The organism is Bradyrhizobium sp. ORS 111 (genome assembly GCF_045571485.1).
Classification (GTDB): domain Bacteria; phylum Pseudomonadota; class Alphaproteobacteria; order Rhizobiales; family Xanthobacteraceae; genus Bradyrhizobium.
This window is the reverse complement of sequence record NZ_CP120701.1, coordinates 3,566,991-3,588,249: the sequence shown is the minus strand read 5'-3', so window position 1 is coordinate 3,588,249 and position 21,259 is coordinate 3,566,991. Positions and strand designations below refer to the sequence as shown.

Genomic DNA, 21,259 nt, shown 5'->3' with positions numbered 1-21,259 from the left:
CGGAGCGTCAGGCCGGTTTCATCGTTACGCCCTGCACCGCGTTGAGCATTCCGGTCCGCTCGTGGCAGTTCAGATATTCGAAGAACTGCTCGTCAGCGGCCGCGACCGTGACCTCGTGGTACAGCCTGAGCTTGGCGTTCGGTCCGAGCGTCGACAGGTATTTCATCGCCGCGCCGAAGATCCTGACATGGGTCGGATGCGATTCCGCCCAGCGCTCCAGCGCAGCCAGGCTCTTCCACCAGCTCTGGCCGTAGGATTTTTCGGTCGGCTGTCCCTGCGCGTCGACGACACGCATGTAGCGATTGGCGTAGCAGCCGATCGGCACGCCGTCGTCGCGCAGGAAATCCATGCCCTCGCGCAGCACCGGCTCGACATCGTCGAGATACATCTTGCGCTCCTCAGCCTCGGTGTCGCTCCAGTCCTGGCCGGACCGGATCAGGCAGAGATTGTCATGCGCGATGATGCGGATGCGCGCGCCGTCACGCACGGCCCGCGGCTCGCCGGCTGGCACCATCGCGTCGGTCTGCGACAGCGCAATGCGGTCGCGCATGCCGCCCCAATAAGCGTGCTCCTGCACCTCCCCGCTCATGCTGTCGGCCAGAACCGCGACGCCCTCGGGACGGTCGAGCGATGAGAACAGCGTCTCGTAGCGGGCGACATGCGGCCGCAGCACCTCGATGAAGCGACCGACCCCGTCACTTGCGGCGTCGCTGCCGATCCAGGCCTCGCGCGCCAGCTCAAACCAGGCATCGAAGCGCGCAACGTCATCCCAATAGGCAACCGAGACGACGTTCGCGAAACCGGCCTGATCGACATATTGCGCGCGGTCCCAATGCGCGGGACCATTCGCCCTAGCGAAGAGCTCCGCGATCTGTTCGAGCGCCTCGGTCACCGTGGCGGTGGGCTGGCCGCGATACTGCAGGCCGAAATAGGCCATGATCACATTGACGACCGCCGGCTTGTGGCGCGCGACAAAGGATGGATAAGGCGGCGCATAATCGTCGGGCACCCGGCGATGACGCGACCGCGCGGTCTGCAAATGAGATGGGATGGCGGATTCCATGGCAGTCGCCTCCGCTTGATGGATGATGCCTGTCAGCTCGCCGCCGCGTCGATCTCCTCGAGGCTGTCGAGCGGCAGCGCAAAATGCTCGACGCGCTTCGACGGCTTCTTGTTCAGAAGCAGGCGCGTGACATCGGGCCGCGAATAGTGCCCGGCCGGATCGGCGGCATTCTTGGCAATCCCGATCGCGCCGAGATCGATGTCGGCGATCAGCAGGCCTTCCTGATCGGGTGGCAACTTCTCGGCGCTCGCGCTGCCGTCCGGCCCATAGATCGCGGCGTGCCCGCCGCCGGCATGCAGCAATGCGTGCTTGTCGTCGCGGTCGCAGAGTTCGTCCACCATCGCCTGCGAGACGGTGGCGCAGGGCGCGAGCACGAAGCACGAGCCCTCGACTGCGTACACGCGCGAGGCCGCGTTGTTGACCTCCCAGCCGAGCGCCGGCGCGAACGGATCGTACAGCGAGAAGCTCGGCCAGGCCGCGACATGCACCTGCTCGTTCTGGGCATACATCGCGTATTTCGAGAGCGGCTGCAGGTGCTCCCAGCAGCACAGCGCGCCGAGCCGGCCGATGCCGGGGCAGTCATGCACCGCAAGATCGCTGCCGTCGCCCTCGCCATAGACGGTGCGCTCGGCATGGGTCGGACGCAGCTTGCGCCGCTTGGCGATGGTCTCGCCGTCGGGACCGATCAGCCATTGCGCGAGGTAGAGGCTGCCGCCATCGCGCTCGGACAGGCCGAGCACCGCGGTCACGCCGGCGCTCTTGACGGCGAGCCGCAGCCGTTCCGCCTGCGGGCTGTCATAACCAAGCGAGTTGTCGAAATAGCGCTGCACGAAGCCGCGCCCGATCGCCCAGGCCGGCGAGTCCAGCCAGATGTACCAGGGATAGCCGGGAATGAAGGCCTCCGGGAACGCGATCAGCTTGGCGCCCTTGGCCGCGGCGTCCTCGATCAGCGCAATGGTCTTGGCGACGGACGCATCGAGGTCGAGCCAGGCCGGCGCGGCCTGCACCACCGCAACGCGATATTTCGGATGTTCGATGCCCATGATGTCCTCCTCGCGGCCGGCGTCGGGCCGGTTCATGCTTGATCGGCCTTGGCAGCCTCTGACATCATGCTGCCGCGAAACCGGACACGCCGTTCGACCGGGACGGAAGGAAAATTCGACTTCGGCGGAGATCATCGGTCGCCGTCCCCGGTATGAAGCTTGCTTTGTTCGAGTGGCCAGCGTTTGAACTCGTGAAGGGAGGAAATCATGCCGGCCCTGTTCACCACGGACGACGCGCCCACGCATCGACGCCTGGCGCTCTGGCAGGACATCGTGTGCGACGTCTTCGTACAGCTCGACTGCAAGTCCGACCTTGGCACCGCCTTCCATGGCGCCATCGCCAGCTCGCAGGTGGGGCCGGCGAAATGCTCGACCGTCTCGTCAAGCCGGCAGCGGGTGTTGCGCACGCCGTCGCGGATCGCGCGCGCGACCGAGGATTTCGTGCTGTTCGCACTCGGCCGGCATGGCGCCGGCGCCGTGTTGCAGGACGGCCGCGAAACGGTCATCCAGCCCGGCGAATTCGCGTTCTACGACACGACCCGGCCCTACGAGCTGCGCTTCGACGACGACTTCACCCAAACCATCTTTCAGGTACCGCGCGTGATGCTGCACCGGCGCTTTGCCGGCTCCGAGCCTCTCACCGCAACGAGCTTCACGCCGGACCGCCCTGTGGAGCGGCTGGCCTCCCAGTTCATCGCCGGGCTCTCCGAGGTTGCCGACCGGCTCGATGATGACACCGCGACCCGGCTCGCCGACCAGGCCGTCGACCTCCTCGCCATGGCCATGAGCGAGCGGCTCGGGCGACCCGCGCTTGCGTCCTCGACACATCGCTCGGCCCTGCTGTACCGGCTGAAGGCGCACGTGCTGGCGCATCTGCCCAACCCCGATCTCGGCCTCGCTGAAACGGCGGCGGCGCTAGGCATCTCGTCGCGCTACATCAACAGCCTGTTCGCCGATGAAGACACCTCGTTCCAGCGTTTCGTGCTGGCGCAGCGGCTCGAGCGCTGCAAGCGCGACCTCGCCTCGCCCACCCACGCGCATCGCCACATCAGCGAGATCGCGTTCGCCTGGGGCTTCAACGACCTCTCGCATTTCGGCCGGGTGTTCCGCGAGCATTACGGCATGTCGCCGCGCGATTGGCGGCAGAGCCGGTTGCCAAACTGATCGACAGGGTGACCCGCCGCAATGCTGCATGCGGCATTCGGGGTTGCAAAGTATCGGACAATCCAGCATGCGGTAGCCGATCCATGCCGGAACCGAAGGCAAATTTCACTACATGTCAGCAATGATCGAGCATGCCGACGGCCTGCCGAACCCGCAACGCAATTGGGCCATTGTCACGATCGCGCTCGGCCTCGTGATGGCCGTCATCGACGGCTCGATCGCCAACGTCGCGCTGCCGACCATCGCCCGGAGTCTTGACGCGAGCCCGGCATTTTCGATCTGGATCGTCAACGGCTATCAGTTGGCGATCACGATCTCGCTGCTGCCTTTGGCTTCGCTCGGCGAAATCATCGGCTATCGCCGCGTCTATCTCGCCGGCCTGGTGCTGTTCACGCTCGCCTCGGTGTTTTGCGCGCTGTCGCACGCGCTGCCGATGCTGACGGTCGCGCGCGTCGTGCAAGGATTTGGCGCGGCCGGGATTCTGAGCGTCAACTCCGCGCTGGTCCGCTTCACCTATCCGGGCGCGCTGCTCGGGCGCGGCATCGGCGTCAATGCGCTGGTCGTCGCCGTCTCGGCCGCGGTGGGCCCGACCGTGGCCTCGATCATCCTGTCGATCGGAACATGGCCCTATCTGTTCGCCATCAACATCCCGCTCGGCATCGCGACCCTGGCTCTCGGCTGGCACTATCTGCCGCACACTAGGCCGGCCAGCCACGCCTTCGACTGGCAAAGCGCAGCGCTCAGCGCGGTCGCATTCGGTGTCGGCATCACCGCGATCGACAGCGCCGGGCATGGCGAGGCGCTATATCTCTGCCTGACCGAGTTCGCGATCGCGGCGGTCGCGTGCGTGCTGCTGGTCCGACGGCAGACGCATCTGCCCTCGCCACTGTTGCCGGTCGATCTGCTGCGAATTCCGATTTTCGCGCTGTCGATCGGCACCTCGATCGCCTCGTTCTGCGGCCAGATGCTGGCCTTTGTCGCGATGCCCTTTTATCTCGAGCGGCATTTCGGATATTCGGCGGTGGAGATCGGCCTGCTGATTACGCCCTGGCCGATCGCAGTCGCATTCGCAGCCCCGCTGGCGGGCTGGCTGGTCGAGCGCTATCCGGCCGGCCTGCTGGGCGGCATCGGATTGCTGGTGTTCGCGCTGGGTCTGGGCACACTCGCGATGATGCCGGCTATGGCCTCGCCCCTGGACGTGATCTGGCGGATGGCGCTCGCGGGCGCCGGATTTGGCATGTTCCAGACTCCGAACAACCGGACCATGATTGCCGCGGCGCCGCGCGAGCGCTCCGGTGGCGCCAGCGGCATGCTCGGAACCGCGCGCCTGCTCGGGCAGACCATGGGCGCAGCCCTGGTCGCGCTGCTGCTGGCACGCTATCCGGACGACGGCACCCGGATCTCGCTTGTGGTCGGCGTCGGCTTTGCCGTGGCCGGCGCGGCGCTCTCTACGCTCAGATTGTCGTCGGCCGGCAGCCGGGGTGCCGAACGGGTGCGTGTGCATGAGAGCCAGCGCCTCAAGGGTGAGTGACGCTACGCATCCGGATCGCCGCATCGGCCTCAGGTCATCCACACGCTGCAACAAAAAGGCCGGCTGTTTTCCAGCCGGCCTTTTCATTTGATCGTTTGTTACGGCGTCACACCTTGACCAGCGGCCCGCGTGAGGCCGGACCCTTGGTGCCGCCTCCGCCGCCGCCTTGGCCACCGGACTTCGGCGGCTTGCGCTTGCGGGCCGGCAACTTCTCGGGCTTCGGCGTGACCGGGCCCTCGACGAACTCGAAGCCGATCTTGTCCTTGCCGGCCGCCTCGTCCTTGACCAGGACGACGCGGACGTGACCGCCGCCCTTGAGCTGGCCGAACAGCACCTCGTCCGCCAGGGGCTTCTTGATGTGTTCCTGGATGACGCGCGCCATCGGACGCGCACCCATCTGCTCGTCGTAGCCGTGCTCGATCAGCCAGGCCTTTGCCGGCTCGGACAGCTCGATCGTCACGTCGCGGTCGGCGAGCTGCGCCTCGAGCTGCAGCACGAACTTCTCGACCACCATGCCGATCACTTCGGCATTGAGATGCGCGAACGAGACGATCGCATCCAGCCGGTTGCGGAATTCCGGCGCGAACTGGCGGTTGATCGCCTCGTGGTCGTCGCCTTCCCGCTTGCTGCGGGTGAAGCCGAAGGCCTGCCGCGCCAGATCCGCCGCGCCTGCATTGGTGGTCATGATCAGGATCACGTTGCGGAAGTTCACCTGCTTGCCGTTGTGGTCGGTGAGCCGGCCGTGATCCATGATCTGCAGCAGCACGTTGTACAGATCCGGGTGCGCCTTCTCGATTTCGTCAAGCAGCACCACGCAATGCGGATGCTGGTCCACGCCATCGGTGAGCAGGCCGCCCTGGTCGAAGCCGACATAGCCGGGAGGCGCGCCGATCAGGCGCGACACCGTGTGCCGCTCCATGTATTCGGACATGTCGAAGCGCAACAGCTCGACGCCGAGCGACGCCGCAAGCTGCTTTGCGACCTCGGTCTTGCCGACGCCGGTCGGGCCCGAGAACAGATAGCTGCCGATCGGCTTCTCCGGCTCGCGCAGGCCGGCTCGCGCCAGCTTGATCGATGCCGACAGCGACTCGATCGCCTTGTCCTGGCCGAACACCACCCGCTTCAGGGTCTGCTCGAGATGCTTGAGCACCTCGGCATCGTCCTTCGACACGCTCTTGGGCGGAATCCGCGCCATGGTGGCGATCGTGGTTTCGATCTCCTTGATGCCGATCGTCTTCTTGCGCTTGTTCTCGGCGACCAGCATCTGCGCCGCGCCGGACTCGTCGATCACGTCGATCGCCTTGTCGGGCAGCTTGCGGTCATGGATATAGCGCGAGGAGAGCTGCACCGCGGCCTCGATCGCCTCGTTGGTGTATTTCAGCCGGTGGTAGTCCTCGAAATACGGCTTCAGGCCCTTGAGGATCGCGATTGCGTCCTCCACCGTCGGCTCGTTGACGTCGATCTTCTGGAAGCGCCGCACCAGCGCGCGGTCCTTCTCGAAGTGCTGTCGGTACTCCTTGTAGGTGGTGGAGCCCATGCAGCGGATGGTGCCGGAGGCGAGCGCGGGCTTCAGCAGGTTGGACGCGTCCATCGCGCCGCCCGACGTCGCCCCTGCACCGATCACGGTGTGGATCTCGTCGATAAACAGGATGGCGTTCGGATGCGCCTCCAGTTCCTTCAGAACCTGCTTGAGCCGCTCCTCAAAATCGCCGCGGTAGCGCGTGCCCGCGAGCAGCGTGCCCATGTCCAGCGAGAACACGGTGGCAGCCGCCAGCACGTCAGGCACGTCGCTGTCGACGATGCGCTTGGCGAGACCTTCGGCGATCGCGGTCTTGCCGACGCCGGCTTCACCGACGAACAGCGGGTTGTTCTTCTGGCGACGGCACAGCACCTGGATCGCGCGGTTGATCTCGGCGTTGCGGCCGATCACCGGATCGATCTTGCCGTCGCGCGCCTTCTTGTTGAGGTTGACGCAATAGGTCTCGAGCGCCTCGCCCTTCTTCTTGGCGTCCTCGTTGCCCTTGGCCTCGGTCTCCTCGTCGACGCCGCGCACCGGCCGCGCCTCGGAGACGCCCGGCCGCTTGGCAATGCCATGGCTGATGTAGTTGACCGCGTCGTAGCGCGTCATGTCCTGCTCCTGCAGGAAATACGCGGCATGGCTCTCGCGCTCCGCGAAGATCGCGATCAGCACGTTGGCACCGGTCACTTCCTCGCGACCGGACGACTGGACATGGATCACCGCGCGCTGGATCACGCGCTGGAACCCGGCGGTCGGCTTGGCATCGTCGGCGCCATCAGTCACCAGGTTCTCGAATTCGGTCTCGAGATAGTTGACGAGGCTGGTCCTGAGCTTGTCGAGATCGACGCTGCAGGCCCGCATCACCGCCGCCGCATCCGAGTCATCGATCAGTGACAGCAGGAGGTGTTCGAGCGTCGCGTATTGATGGTGACGCTCGTTCGCGATCGCCAATGCACGATGCAGGGATTGTTCAAGGCTTTGGGAAAAAGTTGGCATTCGCGTCCTCTATGGCCCCCGGCCATCATGATCGCCATTGCCGGGTCAGGCAATAACAACCTTCGTGATCCCCAGTGATATAGTTACGATGGATCGTGGCGAAAGACCGGTTCCGGCGTGATGGTTTTCCTCTAATTTTCAGGCACTATGGTGTCGCGCAACCGCCGCCCGCAATCATACGGGATGCCGTTTCCTTCCATTAGAAATGCGATGCAAGAAGACCCGTTCCGCTGACGCGGCGAAGTGGTGGCTGCCGGCGACCTACTTCTTTTCCATCACGCATTGCAACGGATGCTGATGCTTGCGCGCGAAGTCCATCACCTGCGTCACCTTGGTCTCGGCGATCTCGTAGGTGAACACGCCGCACTCGCCGATCCCGTGATGGTGGACATGGAGCATGATCTTGGTGGCCGCCTCGGCGTCCTTGTTGAAGAACCGCTCCAGCACGTGAACGACGAATTCCATCGGCGTGTAGTCATCGTTCAGGATGAGCACACGGTACAGGTTCGGACGTTTGGTCTTCGGCTTGACCTTGGTGATGACCGAGGTCGACGGGCCGTTGGCCCCTCCGTTGCGGTTCTCGTCATTGCTCATTTTGGGCGCTGACAGCGCCAACGACGAAGGGGCTTTGGACGTGGATCGCAACATGGCTCAGGCGTTCGAATTCCCAGGGGAAACCGGTAAGCGCATCGGGGATGTTTCGCGATTGCCGCAGCAGCCCATCGCGGAACCTCCAGCAACGCTTTCCAGATTGCCGCTCCCGGTCCGACCCAGCGGCTGGGTCGGCTCTCGGAATATGGGCCCGACGGCGCTTGGCTGCAAGCGCCGAACTGACGCCCGTAGCGGCTCCGACCGGCTCGATTCCCGTCGCTGCAATCACCTCAAGGTTAATCGTTTCCGGCGGGATTGACAAAGGAGTCGGCCACCGGGTTCAGCCTGCGTTGAGGATAAAGCGGGTTTTTGCCCCATTCCGGGCCCCCTCGGCGCGCCCCGCCCGGTTTCTATAACTGGATTCATCGTCTGTTTAGACGCGCTCATCGAGATGGCGGGCACAACCCATTCGATGAGAACATCATGCTTGGTAGAGCCCTTTTCAGCCGCGCCCGTACGGCGCTCGGCCGCTTTTCCGCGGCAACCGACGGTAATATCGCGGTGATCTTTACCCTCGCGGCGATCCCCGTGCTCCTTATCGTTGGTGCCGCGATCGACTATAGCCGCGCCAATGCCGCCCGCTCGGCGATGCAGGCGGCGCTCGATTCCACCGCGCTGATGCTGTCCAAGGATCTGACGTCGGGCACCATCACGGCCGCGCAGATCCCGAGCAAGGCTCAGGCCTATTTCACTGCCCTTTATACCAACAGGGACGGCCAGGGCGCTTCCGTCTCCGCCACCTATACGACCGCGACCTCGAGCGCGCCGGCCACCATTCTCCTGACCGGATCGGGCTACATCAAGTATGATTTCATGCAGCTCGCGGGTCTGCTTCCCGGTGCCGGTGCCGCTCCGACCACGATGAATTTCGGCGCAACCTCGACCACCACCTGGGGCAACGTCAAGATGCGCGTCGCGCTCGCCCTCGACAACACGGGATCGATGGCCCAGGATGGCAAGATAACCGCGTTGCGCAATGCGGTGGCCGGAACAGGCGGCTTGATCGACCAGCTCAGCGCGCTGAGCAAGAACAATGGGGACGTCTACATCTCCGTCATTCCCTTCGCCAAGGTCGTCAATGTCGGTACCTCAAACTATAGCCAGTGGTGGATCGACTGGACCGACTGGCTGAATCCACCGACCGCGCAGCCCAATAACGGCAGCATGGGGACGGGCAGCGCGAGCTTGCAGGCGATGCTGCCGATGAATTGGCACGCGGTAGGACCGGGCGCGAGGTGTCCGTGGTCCAATAGCAACGGCGGCTTCACCTGCACCGCCGGTCCGACTAGCACATCGAACGTGTCAACGATTCCGTCGAGCGGAACCTATAAGGGCTATATTTGCCCGAGCGTCGATTACAATTCCCACACGATCTACAATGGCTGTTGGGTGAGCACGCAAGTCGGCACCACCCCTCAGGTGTTCTGCTCAGGAAACGGCAACTGCGCCTGTCCGAAAAATTCTTCCGGCAGCAATGTTACCGGCTGCAGTTGCACCGGCTCCGGGTCAAGCAAATCATGCTCCGGCTACATCTATACCCACGACTGGACTCAGCCCGGCATCAACGACACAACGCACAACACGAACCAGCCCCGCGTAAGCGCAGTGGTCGGTTTCGCCGGCAACGCCTGGACGCCGTCCACATCCACCCCTACGGTCCAGAACAACTGGCAGCAGGTGTCGACCAATCCGATCAGCACTTGGACTGGCTGCATCACCGACCGCACACAGCCCAACGACGCGACGGGCGTGTTGCCGCTGCTAAACGATGTCACGACGCGGTTTCCTGCCAACGAGTATTACGAGAACAACACGGCCTATTGCAGCAGCAGCGCCTCACCGCAGCTCGAACCGATCATTCCGCTCAGCTATGATTGGAGCACCCTCAAGTCCGCGGTCAACGCAATGCAGCCGACCGGCGGCACCGACCAGGCAGTCGGCTTGGCCTGGGCGTGGCAGTCCCTGATCCCCGGTGGCCCGCTGAACGCACCGACGGAGGATTCCAACACCACCTACAACAGGGTCATCATCCTGCTGTCCGACGGTCTGAACACCGAGGACCGTTGGCCGGTCTACGGCGATGGCAGCTCGCAGGCGTCGGGCAATCCGATCGACGCCCGGCAGGCCCTGATGTGCCAGAACTTGAAGAATGCGACGGATGCCAACGGCCAGCCGATGTACACCATCTACACGATCCAGGTGAACACGAGTTCGCCCGCGGATCCCACCTCGACCGTACTGCAGAACTGCGCCAGCAGCCCAGACAAGTTCTACATGCTGACCAGCTCGAGCCAGATCGTGACGACCTTCAAGACGATCGGAACCGCGCTCAGCAAGCTGCGACTGTCCAGATAGCCTCACGGCTCCGCGAGTCACAAAAAAGCCCGGCCGCTTCGGCCGGGCTTTTGATTTTCGGGATCTCGGAGCCGGTTACTGGGCCGGCGTGAACTTGCCGACCAGGCCTTCGAACGGCTTGAAGGTCTGCTTGGCACAGTCGCTGTAGAGGCCTGCGATCTTCTGCGATTCCGACACGAAGGTCTCGTAGGCCGAGCGCACGAACTCGCTCTGCGCCTCGACTGCCTTGTCGAATGACTTCACGCCGGAGAGCTGCTCCACAAACGACTTGGTGTCTTCATAGGACTTCTTGGCATAGTCGCCATAGGCCGCCGCGATGGCCTGAACGCCGCTCTGCAGGTTGGTCGCGGACGCAGCAACCGAGTCCAGATGCTGTTTGCCGTAGTTCTGAATGTCTTCGATCTTGATCATGAGTTCCTTATCCCAGACTTGAAAACGCATATCGCATTATTGCCGGGAAGCTCCCGGCCCCCTGACGCCGGCAACATAGTGCACCGCACAATCAAGTCAAGGAATCTTGTGCATCGCACAAATCAACCGCCCCAATTCCGGGCATTTGCCATAAACCCCGGGGGACTACGCAACGGTTGCTTAATCTTTTGGAAACTCGGGCCGCCTACCCTGATTCCCGGGCTTTGTTCGCCTTCCGACAGACAGCCTGAAAACTGTTTGTGAACAGCACCTTAGCCAGAAGAGCAACCTGAGCCGCAACCGAGGCTGGGCGTTCTGCCCAAATCGGCTTGTGGCGCAGGCAGGATCGGCGGTCGTCGGGCACAATTTCGCCTCACGCACCGGTGATCAAGATAGAAATTGGGACGGGGAAGTAGATGCTTCGTAAAACCTTGGCCTCCTCGCGCGCGTTGCGGGTTGGCGTTCTCGGGCTCGTCACCCTCACGACGACGATCCTGATCAGCGACAGCGCCGAGGCGCGGCGCTACAGGCATCGCCACGCCCGCCAGCATCACAGCCAGGAGGCGAGCGAGAGCTACGGTCCGAAGTTCGCCTCGATCGTCGTCGACGGCAATTCCGGCGCAGTGCTGGCCTCCAACAGTCCCGACGGCCTGCGGCACCCCGCCTCTCTCACCAAGATGATGACGCTGTATCTGCTGTTCGAGCGTCTCGATTCCGGCAGGATGAAGCTCGACACCGAAATGCCGGTGTCCGAGCACGCGTCCGATCAGGACCCGACCAAGCTCGGCCTCCGCCCCGGCCAGACCATCCGGGTCGAAGACGCCATCAAGGGCCTCATCACCCGCTCGGCCAACGACGCCGCGGTGGTGATCGCCGAGGCAGTCGGCGGCAGCGAAGAGAATTTCGCCAGGATGATGACGCGCAAGGCGCGCGCGCTTGGCATGAGCAGGACGGTCTATCGCAACGCCTCCGGCCTGCCCAACGACGAACAGGTGACGACGGCGCGCGACCAGTCGATCCTCGGCCGCGCGCTTCAGGATCGCTTCCCGCGCTACTATCGCTTCTTCTCGACAACGGCGTTCAATTTCCGCGGCCGCACGATCACCGGCCACAACCATCTGCTTGGCAGCGTCGAGGGGGTGGACGGCATCAAGACCGGCTACATCCGCGCCTCCGGCTTCAACCTCGTGACCTCGATGCACCGCGGCAACCGCTTCCTGATCGGCGTCGTGCTCGGCGGCCGCAGCGGCGGGTCCCGCGACGCTATCATGCGCAACCTGCTCGCCGAGAACCTTGCAAGGGCCGCGACGACCCGGACCGTCGCCGCGATCACCGAGCGCAATCCCGCCGATGCGAATGTCGAGGTCGCCGACGCCGATAGCGTACCCCGCGGCGGCGAGACCATGGCAGCCACTTCGGAACCCGCCTCGACCGCCATGCAGGCGCCTCGCCCGGCCAACAAGCCTTCGCTGATGGCTGCAGCGGCCGCCGCTCTGCCGCCACTGCCGGCCAAGCCTGCCCCGCAGGCGAAGCCGGAACCGGCGCCGCTGACCAGCGGCGTGATCCAGAGCCAGGCAATGGCGGCGATCCCCGGTTCGGTCGAGCCGATGAAGCCCGTGAAAGTGAAGACCGTTCAGGTCAAGGCAGGCCAGGTCAAGCTCGCAGCCGCCGGCCCCGCGCAATCCGCGCCGCCGATCACCAACACGATTCCGCCGCGCAACGAGGTCGCCGAGACTTCCAACGCCATGATGGCGCGGGCCGGCGACATGCCGCCGCAGCCGGCCAATTTCGGCACCGGCAACGGCATTCTCGGCGTGCTGCCGGCTTCGGCCGTACAGGCGCCCGCTCCGGCTGGGCCTCAGGCGGTGGCCTCGATCGAACCCGCCCACAGCCAGCCTGCGTCCAAGCCGGCCGCGGCCGTCGCCCACACCGGCTGGATCGTTCAGGTCGGCGCGCTGGAGTCCGAGAGTGAAGCCAAGCAGCGCATCGATCTCGCCCGCAACTCGGCCCGCGGCATGCTGAGCAAGGCTGATCCGTTCACCGAGACGGTCGTCGCGAAGGGCGATCGCAAGCTCTATCGCGCCCGCTTCGCCGGCCTCGAGCGCGATCAAGCCGAAGCGGTGTGCCGGACCCTGAAGCGCGCAGACATCTCCTGCATCACGGTTCGCAATTGATCGACCGCATCCTCTGAAACCCCAAGGCCGGCGCCGCAAGCGCCGGCCTTGTTGCTTCTGGCGTGACACGCAGCGGCAGGGAGTCGCCTCGCCGCTTGCGCCGCGAGCGACGAAAACTTCTCGTCAAGATTTTACGGTTAAGGTTTCGCCAAGCGACCGTCGACCACGCCGAACAAGGGCGGGCGAGCGCAGCATGATGCCGGCAGCCGCATCATGTTCCAGGGGCATCGACCAGAGATCGACAGAAACAGCTCTCGGCTTGTGGCGTTAGCTTTTAGTGGCGTGCCGGAGTTAGAGATGCGTGCGAAGCAGAGTATCCTTGGCCTCGTTTACACGGGCCGCGAGGTACGTAGACCCCCCTTGGTCGGGATGGAGTTTCTTCATCAGGGTGCGGTGGGCGCGGCTGATCTCCTCACGCGTCGCTCCCGGCCGCAGGCCAAGGATCTGATAAGCCTCCTCGTTCGTCATTTTGCCATTCGCCGCCGTGCGGCGCTGCCCCCCTGCCCGGTCGTCCTGCGCGTTCTGACGCCAGGCGGGAAACCGGCGGTCCAGGTAGCTTTCAAGTAGCGCGACGCTCTCGGCATCGAACGCCGGCAGCATCGCCAGCAGTTGCGGCAGGTCGAACTCATCGAGCATGCGGCCGGCCTGTGGACCGTCCACGATCCGGCCGCTGAGCACGCCGGTCGTGTGATCAAGGCTCATGTCGAGATATTGCGAGCGCACCCGCGAGCTCTGCCCCGCGCTGCGTTGCCCGCCGCCGAACATCCCGCCGAGATTGGCAAAGCCCGTAGTCCCGAACGGCGACCAGCCGAGCAGACCGGCGCCGAAGATGCCAAGCGGGATCGCGACCGCGAGCTCGCCTCTGACGCCGGTGAAGGCCGCAACAGCGAGCGCGAGCACGCCGCCGACGATCTTGATCACGCGCGCAAGCACGGCCGGATTGGCCGCGCGAAACATCTGCAGCGCGGAATAGAGCACGACTACGGCAACGATGCCGGCGATCAGGGTTGGCATGTGTGGACTATACGCATCCCGGCGACAAAAAGCATGTGCGGCTTCGCCTCACCGGCGCCATCACACCGCCTGCTGCGTGACGTCATGCCGGCTCACTTCATCTGGCCGATCAGCCGCGCCGCGCCGCTCGCGCTCTTGGCGAGTTGCAGCAGCGCATCGCGACCGCCGGCGGCATAGGCTGCAGCGGCGCGCAGCAGCTCCCGGAGCTGAGCGGCGGCACCGGGATCGAACCTGCACCAAGCGCCCCCGGTCAGACGCGCGATCTCGCGAAACGCCTGCTCGGCGACCGCATCCCCTCCTTCCTGGAACATGAAGACGGGGACCTTGAGCAGGCCGAGCTCGCCCGCTTTGGCGCAGAGCTCGTCGACGCTTTCTTCCATCGCGTCGCCGACGAACACGACCGCGCGGACGCCGGCGGCGACCGCTTCACGACGCGCCTCCGACAGCACCTTGCCGATCTGGGTATTGCCGCCCTGGCAGCTAATCTTGCCCATCAGCTTCGCAAGCTGCGCACTATCGGAAATCCACCCGGTCGCGCGGCACTCGTTGAAACCACGGTAGTAGACGAGGCGAATGTCGAGACTGCCGAGCGATGCGGCCTCGCGGAACATGTCGGCCTGCAGCGCGCAGGCCATGTCCCAGGTCGGCTGCCGACTCATGGTGGCGTCAAGCGCGAACACCAGCCTACCCCGCGCGCCGGTGCGATGTGGCGACGTCGCGCGCGCGTTCGCCACGAAGGCAGCGATGTCGTCGGAGGTGGACCTCCGCGCATCAGGCACAGAACCGGAGCTGCGCATGTCAGGCGCGTTCGCCGGTCGCACGTCGTTTCCGGATGTCGGTTTGGTCGGATCGCCAGCCATCAGCGCTTGCCTGTTACAGCAAGCACTATGTGGGCCACGATGTCGGACGGGTCAATGCAGCGAGGCCTGCCCGGTCGGGAGACTAGATCATCCAGGGGTCAGTTGGTGGCCCGGGACGAGTCCCGCTCGGTCTTCTTCAGGGTCAGCGCCTTCTTCACTTTGTCAGCGAAGGTTTGCGGCTCCTTCTCGACCGGCACGTAGAGCGAAACCGGACCCGGTTCCAGGATCTTCGGCGGCGCGTTCCTGGTGTCGACGGGGGCGATGTCGCTGTCGTTGTCGGCGAGGAATTTGTCGAGCATCGCCTCGATCGAGGTCTTGGCCTGCTCCGGCCCGGTGTCGCGCATATCGTTATGCTGGAAGTTGGTCCTCACAACGGTGATGCCGGCCTTCTCGCATTCCGCCTCGTCCGGAATGACGCCAGGATCCGTCTTGAACTGCGGATCGTGCGAGCGGAACGAGAGGATCTTGAACTTGCCGTCGGTGATGAAGGGCACACGCAGGTTGTCCAGCGTCACGACCTTCTTGATCTCGTCGGGATACTGCTTGGCAAAATACATCGCGATGTCGCCGCCATTGGAATGGCCGACCATCGTCAGCTTGCTGTAGTCGGCGTTCGGCTGGACCTTCTTCATCTGCTCGATCGCGAACTTGATGTTGGTGATCCCGCGCTGATACTGCGGCAGCCGGCCGACATAGAGCTCGCCGACCTTGGTCACCATCGGCCCGTCCGACGGGATGTCGTTCTGGATGCTGACCGCCAGATAGCCGCGCGCGGCGAATACGTTCGCGAGGAAGGAATATTCGGTAAACTTGACGGTATTACCATGATTGAGGATCGCGACCGGCAACGTGATCATGCCGGCGTCGGCCTGCATCTCCTTGTCACGGCGCACCGCGACGTCGACCGCGACAGGGCGTTCGTTGCGCGTCGGATCGTTGAACATGATGGTTTCATGACGGATCGCCCATTTGCTGGCGGTGAAATAGGCCGCCGTGAGCACCACGGAGAGCGAAAGCAGAACGGTAATTCCACGTTTCATGACGTCCTCGGCGTCCGCCTGTTCAAGGGCTAATTTGCGCTGAAGGCTCTGCGGCCTCCTTGGTCAGCATATATGTCACGGCGTCGTGACTGGAAGTCCAAATGTTGTGTTCCCGTAGCCCGTTCGTTGTGCGGTGCACCTACCGCTTGTGCATTTTCAACCAACGCTCGGGATTGAAAGTATTATAATACCTTGATCCTGGCGAGCAATCGGCTATCGGGCTCGAAAGCCCGGACACCAGAAAAACGGCGCGCAACAAGCTTTGTTCCGCCGTTCCGGTGACCGGAACCTGCCAAGCCCGACAACGATAGCGGCACGCGCTGACGTGCAACAAGTGACGATGGCCACCTCTTGCGGGCAAATTCGGGATCCCGCGCCAAGACAGCGTTTCGGGCGATCTCCGGCTAGCTGCCGATAATGTCTCAAGCGTTGACCTGGTGGAACTGTTCGGCCGGCGCTGGGCATGCCGCGCTCCATCGTCCGGCAGCTTGAGCTGGCACCGCAGGCCCTCCTCGCGCGGTGACATGGCCCGGGCGAGTTCCAAGCGTCCACTCGTCGATGCCGTCGAGCGCACGAGACGAACTCGCAATACGCCAACCGTTCGGCGACGAACTACGTGTTGCGCGAGCCAAGCATCCACAGACGATTGCGGACCACAATCCAGCCCGTGGAGCAGCCGTCGAGCTGCAGCACTTGCGCCTGGCGTCGCGCACCGCCTAGCGGGCCTTGCCGGTTACCGCATAGCTGCGGGATCAACGGCCCTCAGCATGCGTCGAGCCGGATTGACCTTGACCAGCCTGAACCAACATGACCCCCACCGATATCCTTCAAATCGAGCGTGGTTGCGGTCAACTCAGTTGCAGCGCATCGGCTCGGAATCGAACGTCGCGCTTGATCATGACTCGATAGAAGAAAATTGCTGCGACGATCCGCAGCACCATGCTGCTGGCCGGTGTCCTGCTACGTAAGGCAGGCCGGTCTGTCACACCGATTTGCCGGCTGCGTTTCGCTCTTGGTAAAGTGCCGCGTCCCGCCGAACACCAGTCACCTCACCTGGGTGACCAAGCCGCCTCACAAGCCCTGCCCCAAGAGACCAAGACCCGATGCCGAGAAATCCTGCCGTCGTCCGCACCGTCCCTGCTCTGCGTCGCGCCGTCGACGCCCTGCGCGCCAAGAAAGCGAGCATCGCGCTGGTCCCAACCATGGGAGCTCTCCATGATGGCCATGTGTCTCTGGTGCGCCTCGCCAAGCGCCGCGCCAAGCGGGTCGTCGTCTCGATCTTCGTTAACCCGACCCAGTTCGCGCCGACTGAGGATTTCGGCTCTTACCCGCGCACCTGGAAGGCCGACGTCGCCAGGCTTGCGGCCGAGGACGTCGACCTGATCTGGCATCCCGAGGTGAAGGCGATGTACCCGGAGGGCTTTGCGACCCGCATCGTGCCCGAGGGGCCGGCCACCGCCGCGCTCGAGGATCGCTTCCGGCCGCACTTCTTCGGCGGCGTCGCCACCGTGGTCGGCAAGCTCTTCACGCAAGTCCGGCCCGATGTCGCGATCTTCGGCGAAAAGGATTTTCAGCAGCTTCGCGTAGTGAGCCAAATGGCGGCGGACCTCGACCTCGGCGTCAAGGTGATCGGCTCCAAAACGGTGCGCGAGCGCGACGGGTTGGCGATGTCGTCGCGCAACGTCTACCTCTCGCCGGAGGAGCGGCGCGTCGCCCCCGAGCTTCACCGGGTCATGAAGGAAGCGGCTGCCCGCTTACGCGCCGGCGAGGACGTTGCGACGACGATGGCCACCGGCGCAGCCATCATCACAAAGGCCGGCTTCACCCTCGATTATCTCGAAGTCCGCCATGCCAGAACCCTGGCCCCGGTCGCATCGCTGCAGGACGGCCCGTTGCGGATGCTGGTCGCGGCGCGGCTCGGCACCACCCGCCTGATCGACAACATCGCGGTTTGAAATAGCCGACAGGCCTCGATCATGATGAGACGAGGCAATCCATGCTTCCGCGTACGCTGCGCGATGGATTGCTGCGCGGAGCCTGTCATCGGGCGCGCATTTGCGCGACCCGTTGGCTCGCAATGACAGAACTCGCAATGACAGAAATGGAGCGGCGCACGCGAGTGAGCGAGACTGCAGCCTCTGAGGCGCGAGCAGCCGCGCTACTGCAGAATTATGAGATCGTGACGATCGCAACGGCAGTCGATGCGATCGTGCGATTCAACGCGAGAAACGAACCAAGACGCGAGACGACGAGCCGCAAGACTACTGGTCGGCCGCGAGTTGCACCGTTTGGCGCCCGCCGTTCATCGCCTTGAGCTGATTCACATATTCCTCAGGCTTCATGAGGTGGAACGGTGTCTTCAACCCCATGTACGACGCGATCTGCCCGATGAAAGCAGTACAGTTGGTCGTCTCGGCATTCCACACCGGCGAGGTCGCCTGAAGATGCTTGATATAGGCAAACACCTTCTTGGCGTCGGGCTCGCTCAAATAGACGCGGTAGCTCGCCGTCAGGTATTGCTCGTCAAGGTCGCCGTAGCTCGCACCGGTCTCAGAGGGCACCCACATGAGGTGTCCCAAGACGTAGGGCAGCGTATCGCCCTTGGGGTGGAGGCCGGCAACTTCAACCTGCCTCTCGCTGGTTTTGCCGTACCAAATAAAGGCGTGACCATAGGACGCCGCCGTACGGGCGCGAAAATCCACGTAGTAAGGCCCTCTCACCGAGGCGGTGGCCCTACGAGCCGGCTTCGCATCGGTGCGGGATCGCGAGGGCGTCTCGCTCGGCGCAATGGCAGCCGTTGTCACACCGGGCTTCACGGAAGGCCGAGGATTATCTTGCTGCTGACGATCAGCATTCGCCACGAGCTGTTCTGCGCGACTGCTTCCAGTCCCCAAGCCCATGCACGCTGCAAAGATGCCGGCGCCAACAGCAAACAGCACGCCGGTCGATTTTTTATTGGCTCTTGCCACCTTCAACCCCTCATGCGCTCAGGTTACTCGATGTCTTGATAGGCCAGATGTCTTGGTAGGCTAGATGTCTTGGTAGGCTCGATTCGCTGACGCGTCTCCGAGCTTTGAGGCCCGGAGACGCTTTGCGGCCGCGCCGCGGTCGAATTAGCCCTTGGTTACAACCGGGGCCGGATACTTACCGACGGGGTACTTGCCGACCGGATACTTGCCGACCGGATACTTACCGACGGGATACTTGCCGATTGGCGCCTGCTGGACGACCGGCTGAGGGTGCGGAAGGTCCGCAGCAATCGCCGTTCCCGCAAACGCCAAGGTAGCTGCACCGATGACCACGAATTTCAACATTGAACTCTCCTGCTCTCACGGATCGATTCGAACTAAAGCCGACACTCGTTACCGGCACAATAAGCAGGGCCCTTGACGAGCCTCCGCGTGAACGTTTTCTCAAGGATGTTGCAGAAAGGGCACTAAAATCGCGGGCTTGGAACTTGTGCCAGCCCATGAAGTGGGGTAGCGGCCGCGCCTTAGAAGACCAAGGGGAAAATACGACCTGTGCGTGCCATATACGCGCGGTAACCGTCGCCGAACGTTTCCAGCATCATGCGCTCTTCCCGGGCGACGCGGCCGAAAAACAAAATTCCAAAGCCGACGAGACCCGAAAAGCCGGCGACCCAGTTCGGCAACAGCAATGCCTGCGCGCTGGCCCAGAGCCAGAACGCAGAATACATCGGGTGACGAATTCTTCGATAGATGCCGTCCGTGATGAGTTGGTGGCCTTCCCGCACGTCGAGACTGACCGACCAATTCCGGCCGAGCGCGCGATGCGTCAGGTGAAACATCAGCAATGACGCGACCGCAACGGCAACTCCCAGCCAAGCCTGGATGGGATGGAAAGTGTAGTCCGCAAAACGCGGAATCCCCGTCGCGACATAGGTGAACGGCAAACTGCCAAGACCGGTCAGAGATATCAGCAGCAACGTGGTTTCCCGCGGGCCTCGGGCGCTTCGCAGGATCTTTTCGCGACGGAAACGGCGCGCGTGTTCATAGCGAAGCAGGTACCAACCGACCGCCAGCGTAGCGAACACGAACTTTGCAAAGGTTGGCGTCATCTTGGACCAGGTTGCTGCGCCATCCTGACGAGCGGCTCGCTACAGGACGGTGGTGGTGCGGTGAGCAGCGATCCGTCCTCCGCGAACATCGAAACCGCTCCGTCGGCTGCAAGCGTCTGGGATTTGGCCGAAACGGGTCCGCATACCAGCATGAAGTAATCGTACGCTGCTCGCTTGTCGTTTCCGCTGATGAACTGGCAGTGCAACCGGTAGAATCTGAGACGTATGCGGCGATACATCGCGCGGTCAAGCATTCGACTGAGCTCGACGCATTTGACCAGGGGACCATTCCCTGTGGGCAGCGCCATTTCAGCCATCGGGTCGGTCTTATAAAAGTTCATGATGTCGACGCGAGCCTGATAATCGCCCCAGAAGATGCCGGGTGATCGGGCGACACGCTCGACCGCCGCGCGAAAGCGTGTTGCGCCGCGATGCAACCCTATCTTGAGAACGGATGAGCCGATCGCAAGGAAGGTCACAGGGACGTTGCGTGAACCAAGCGCGGGATCGGCTCTCAATGCGCGATCAAGGGCATCAACAGCAAGAACGGCACCAAGGCTATGACCTATGATCAGGAGTTCGTCCGCATCAGACCCGCTCGCCGCGGCGACGATCTCCGCGGCCATTCTGTCCAGTCTTTGCTCGAGGAGTGGATGACCTTTCCGGATATAGTCGCGAGAAAAAATCCAGTCGTCGAACAGAGGCGCCAGATGCAGCCAGCGCCAGGGACCAGCCAGAAGCACCGCGAACGCAACGAGGCCGGCAATGATCGCGACAGGAATTGAGCCGCCGGTTCTCAGGGCAAGCAGGCCGACGAGATAAGCGAACAGGCTGAAGACGCCGAACATGACGAACGGAAACAGAAAGAAGCCGGCGTAGTGCCAGTTGGTTCGCAAGTATCCCCAGAGAGCGCCCGACACCACGAAATCCACAAAGGCCACGATGCCGAGCGGGATGCGCCAGAAGATCGATCGACGACTATAGGTTTCGATGACGTCGTCCCAACGAACTAGACTGTAATCGGTTTCGACCAGCCAGTTTGGGCCCGCCGCCGTCACGTTCCACTTCGTCTGATCCATGCCATTGCAGAGACCGTCGGCTGAAGCTTTCACTGACCAGGTGCGCTGAAACCTTGCTAGCTCACGGACGAAGCGCCGTTGCGCGCCGGCATGCGGCGTGATTGGATCAAAGCCGCCCACATGGAACACCAGCCTCTTGGCGACGGCGGCTCTTGTCATTTGTTCAACACGCGTCCTTCGTGCTTGTGGCAACCCGTTGAGGTCGGACAGCTTTCCTTTGATCCCTCGTCCAGCAACACCCAGCGAACGTCGAGCGCCAAAGGCTGTCAATAGAGATTCGG

17 protein-coding genes are annotated in these 21,259 nt (G+C 63.4%); 5 read left to right on the top strand and 12 right to left on the bottom strand.

The window, feature by feature from the left end; all coding sequences use genetic code 11:
- Nucleotides 1-7 precede the first annotated feature (7 nt).
- Complete coding sequence (locus P6U30_RS16605; RefSeq protein ID WP_407169997.1) at nucleotides 8-1,063, bottom strand: phenylacetaldoxime dehydratase family protein; 1,056 nt, start codon at nucleotides 1,061-1,063, stop codon at nucleotides 8-10.
- Between the two features lie 32 nt (nucleotides 1,064-1,095).
- The gene (locus P6U30_RS16600) at nucleotides 1,096-2,106 is read right to left on the bottom strand and encodes a carbon-nitrogen hydrolase family protein (RefSeq protein WP_407170465.1); all 1,011 of its coding nucleotides are present in this window, start codon (nucleotides 2,104-2,106) and stop codon (nucleotides 1,096-1,098) included.
- Nucleotides 2,107-2,313: 207 nt separating this feature from the next.
- On the opposite strand from P6U30_RS16600, the gene P6U30_RS16595 reads away from it, so the two are divergent.
- Together P6U30_RS16595 and P6U30_RS16590 are read left to right on the top strand one after the other, a co-directional pair.
- The gene (locus P6U30_RS16595) at nucleotides 2,314-3,270 is read left to right on the top strand and encodes a helix-turn-helix domain-containing protein (RefSeq protein ID WP_407169996.1); all 957 of its coding nucleotides are present in this window, start codon (nucleotides 2,314-2,316) and stop codon (nucleotides 3,268-3,270) included.
- Nucleotides 3,271-3,382: 112 nt separating this feature from the next.
- The gene (locus tag P6U30_RS16590) at nucleotides 3,383-4,801 is read left to right on the top strand and encodes an MFS transporter (protein WP_407169995.1); all 1,419 of its coding nucleotides are present in this window, start codon (nucleotides 3,383-3,385) and stop codon (nucleotides 4,799-4,801) included.
- 106 nt (nucleotides 4,802-4,907) lie between these two features.
- On the opposite strand, the gene clpA is transcribed toward P6U30_RS16590, so the two are convergent.
- A complete protein-coding gene (gene clpA / locus P6U30_RS16585) occupies nucleotides 4,908-7,316 on the bottom strand; it encodes an ATP-dependent Clp protease ATP-binding subunit ClpA (protein WP_407169994.1) in 2,409 nt (802 codons plus the stop codon).
- 261 nt (nucleotides 7,317-7,577) lie between these two features.
- Nucleotides 7,578-7,910: an ATP-dependent Clp protease adapter ClpS gene (gene clpS, locus P6U30_RS16580; RefSeq protein WP_407152072.1), complete on the bottom strand. Its 333-nt coding sequence runs from the start codon at nucleotides 7,908-7,910 to the stop codon at nucleotides 7,578-7,580.
- A 480-nt stretch (nucleotides 7,911-8,390) separates the two neighbouring features.
- On the opposite strand from clpS, the gene P6U30_RS16575 reads away from it, so the two are divergent.
- Nucleotides 8,391-10,322: a pilus assembly protein TadG-related protein gene (locus tag P6U30_RS16575; protein WP_407169993.1), complete on the top strand. Its 1,932-nt coding sequence runs from the start codon at nucleotides 8,391-8,393 to the stop codon at nucleotides 10,320-10,322.
- Between the two features lie 75 nt (nucleotides 10,323-10,397).
- On the opposite strand, the gene P6U30_RS16570 is transcribed toward P6U30_RS16575, so the two are convergent.
- Entirely contained in the window at nucleotides 10,398-10,733 is a 336-nt protein-coding gene (locus P6U30_RS16570) for a phasin family protein (RefSeq protein ID WP_407169992.1), read from the bottom strand.
- A gap of 416 nt (nucleotides 10,734-11,149) precedes the next feature.
- Here P6U30_RS16570 and P6U30_RS16565 point away from each other — a divergent pair, with 416 nt between their 5' ends.
- Nucleotides 11,150-12,907 carry a serine hydrolase gene (locus P6U30_RS16565; RefSeq protein ID WP_407169991.1) on the top strand — a complete coding sequence of 586 codons (1,758 nt, stop codon included), beginning with the start codon at nucleotides 11,150-11,152 and terminating at the stop codon, nucleotides 12,905-12,907.
- A 291-nt stretch (nucleotides 12,908-13,198) separates the two neighbouring features.
- On the opposite strand, the gene P6U30_RS16560 is transcribed toward P6U30_RS16565, so the two are convergent.
- From P6U30_RS16560 to P6U30_RS16550, 3 genes are all read right to left on the bottom strand, one after another.
- Nucleotides 13,199-13,921: a DnaJ domain-containing protein gene (locus P6U30_RS16560; RefSeq protein WP_407169990.1), complete on the bottom strand. Its 723-nt coding sequence runs from the start codon at nucleotides 13,919-13,921 to the stop codon at nucleotides 13,199-13,201.
- Between the two features lie 92 nt (nucleotides 13,922-14,013).
- Nucleotides 14,014-14,781 (bottom strand): VWA domain-containing protein, encoded by a 768-nt coding sequence (locus P6U30_RS16555; RefSeq protein ID WP_407169989.1) that lies wholly within the window; start codon nucleotides 14,779-14,781, stop codon nucleotides 14,014-14,016.
- 98 nt (nucleotides 14,782-14,879) lie between these two features.
- Complete coding sequence (locus tag P6U30_RS16550) at nucleotides 14,880-15,821, bottom strand: alpha/beta fold hydrolase (protein WP_407169988.1); 942 nt, start codon at nucleotides 15,819-15,821, stop codon at nucleotides 14,880-14,882.
- 1,103 nt (nucleotides 15,822-16,924) lie between these two features.
- On the opposite strand from P6U30_RS16550, the gene panC reads away from it, so the two are divergent.
- Complete coding sequence (gene panC, locus P6U30_RS16545; protein WP_407169986.1) at nucleotides 16,925-17,776, top strand: pantoate--beta-alanine ligase; 852 nt, start codon at nucleotides 16,925-16,927, stop codon at nucleotides 17,774-17,776.
- A 306-nt stretch (nucleotides 17,777-18,082) separates the two neighbouring features.
- On the opposite strand, the gene P6U30_RS16540 is transcribed toward panC, so the two are convergent.
- The 4 genes from P6U30_RS16540 to P6U30_RS16525 all read right to left on the bottom strand — a co-directional run bounded on the left by P6U30_RS16540 (nucleotide 18,083) and on the right by P6U30_RS16525 (nucleotide 21,248).
- Nucleotides 18,083-18,790, bottom strand: coding sequence for a hypothetical protein (locus tag P6U30_RS16540; RefSeq protein WP_407169985.1), 708 nt, complete (start codon nucleotides 18,788-18,790; stop codon nucleotides 18,083-18,085).
- Between the two features lie 144 nt (nucleotides 18,791-18,934).
- Nucleotides 18,935-19,135, bottom strand: coding sequence for a hypothetical protein (locus tag P6U30_RS16535; RefSeq protein ID WP_407152063.1), 201 nt, complete (start codon nucleotides 19,133-19,135; stop codon nucleotides 18,935-18,937).
- Between the two features lie 179 nt (nucleotides 19,136-19,314).
- Entirely contained in the window at nucleotides 19,315-19,899 is a 585-nt protein-coding gene (locus tag P6U30_RS16530; protein ID WP_407169984.1) for a protein-S-isoprenylcysteine O-methyltransferase, read from the bottom strand.
- Nucleotides 19,896-21,248, bottom strand: coding sequence for a hypothetical protein (locus P6U30_RS16525; RefSeq protein WP_407169983.1), 1,353 nt, complete (start codon nucleotides 21,246-21,248; stop codon nucleotides 19,896-19,898). Before P6U30_RS16525 ends, P6U30_RS16530 begins: the two co-directional genes overlap by 4 nt.
- Nucleotides 21,249-21,259: the final 11 nt, after the last annotated feature.

Coding starts and splice junctions, on each gene's coding strand:
- clpA (WP_407169994.1), bottom strand. CDS start 7,316: ATGCCAACTTTTTCCCAAAGCCTTGAACAATCCCTGCATCGTGCATTG.
- P6U30_RS16565 (WP_407169991.1), top strand. CDS start 11,150: ATGCTTCGTAAAACCTTGGCCTCCTCGCGCGCGTTGCGGGTTGGCGTT.
- P6U30_RS16570 (WP_407169992.1), bottom strand. CDS start 10,733: ATGATCAAGATCGAAGACATTCAGAACTACGGCAAACAGCATCTGGAC.
- P6U30_RS16605 (WP_407169997.1), bottom strand. CDS start 1,063: ATGGAATCCGCCATCCCATCTCATTTGCAGACCGCGCGGTCGCGTCAT.
- panC (WP_407169986.1), top strand. CDS start 16,925: ATGCCGAGAAATCCTGCCGTCGTCCGCACCGTCCCTGCTCTGCGTCGC.
- P6U30_RS16590 (WP_407169995.1), top strand. CDS start 3,383: ATGTCAGCAATGATCGAGCATGCCGACGGCCTGCCGAACCCGCAACGC.
- P6U30_RS16535 (WP_407152063.1), bottom strand. CDS start 19,135: ATGTTGAAATTCGTGGTCATCGGTGCAGCTACCTTGGCGTTTGCGGGA.
- P6U30_RS16575 (WP_407169993.1), top strand. CDS start 8,391: ATGCTTGGTAGAGCCCTTTTCAGCCGCGCCCGTACGGCGCTCGGCCGC.
- P6U30_RS16600 (WP_407170465.1), bottom strand. CDS start 2,106: ATGGGCATCGAACATCCGAAATATCGCGTTGCGGTGGTGCAGGCCGCG.
- P6U30_RS16595 (WP_407169996.1), top strand. CDS start 2,314: ATGCCGGCCCTGTTCACCACGGACGACGCGCCCACGCATCGACGCCTG.
- P6U30_RS16560 (WP_407169990.1), bottom strand. CDS start 13,921: ATGCCAACCCTGATCGCCGGCATCGTTGCCGTAGTCGTGCTCTATTCC.
- P6U30_RS16555 (WP_407169989.1), bottom strand. CDS start 14,781: ATGGCTGGCGATCCGACCAAACCGACATCCGGAAACGACGTGCGACCG.
- P6U30_RS16530 (WP_407169984.1), bottom strand. CDS start 19,899: ATGACGCCAACCTTTGCAAAGTTCGTGTTCGCTACGCTGGCGGTCGGT.
- P6U30_RS16550 (WP_407169988.1), bottom strand. CDS start 15,821: ATGAAACGTGGAATTACCGTTCTGCTTTCGCTCTCCGTGGTGCTCACG.
- clpS (WP_407152072.1), bottom strand. CDS start 7,910: ATGAGCAATGACGAGAACCGCAACGGAGGGGCCAACGGCCCGTCGACC.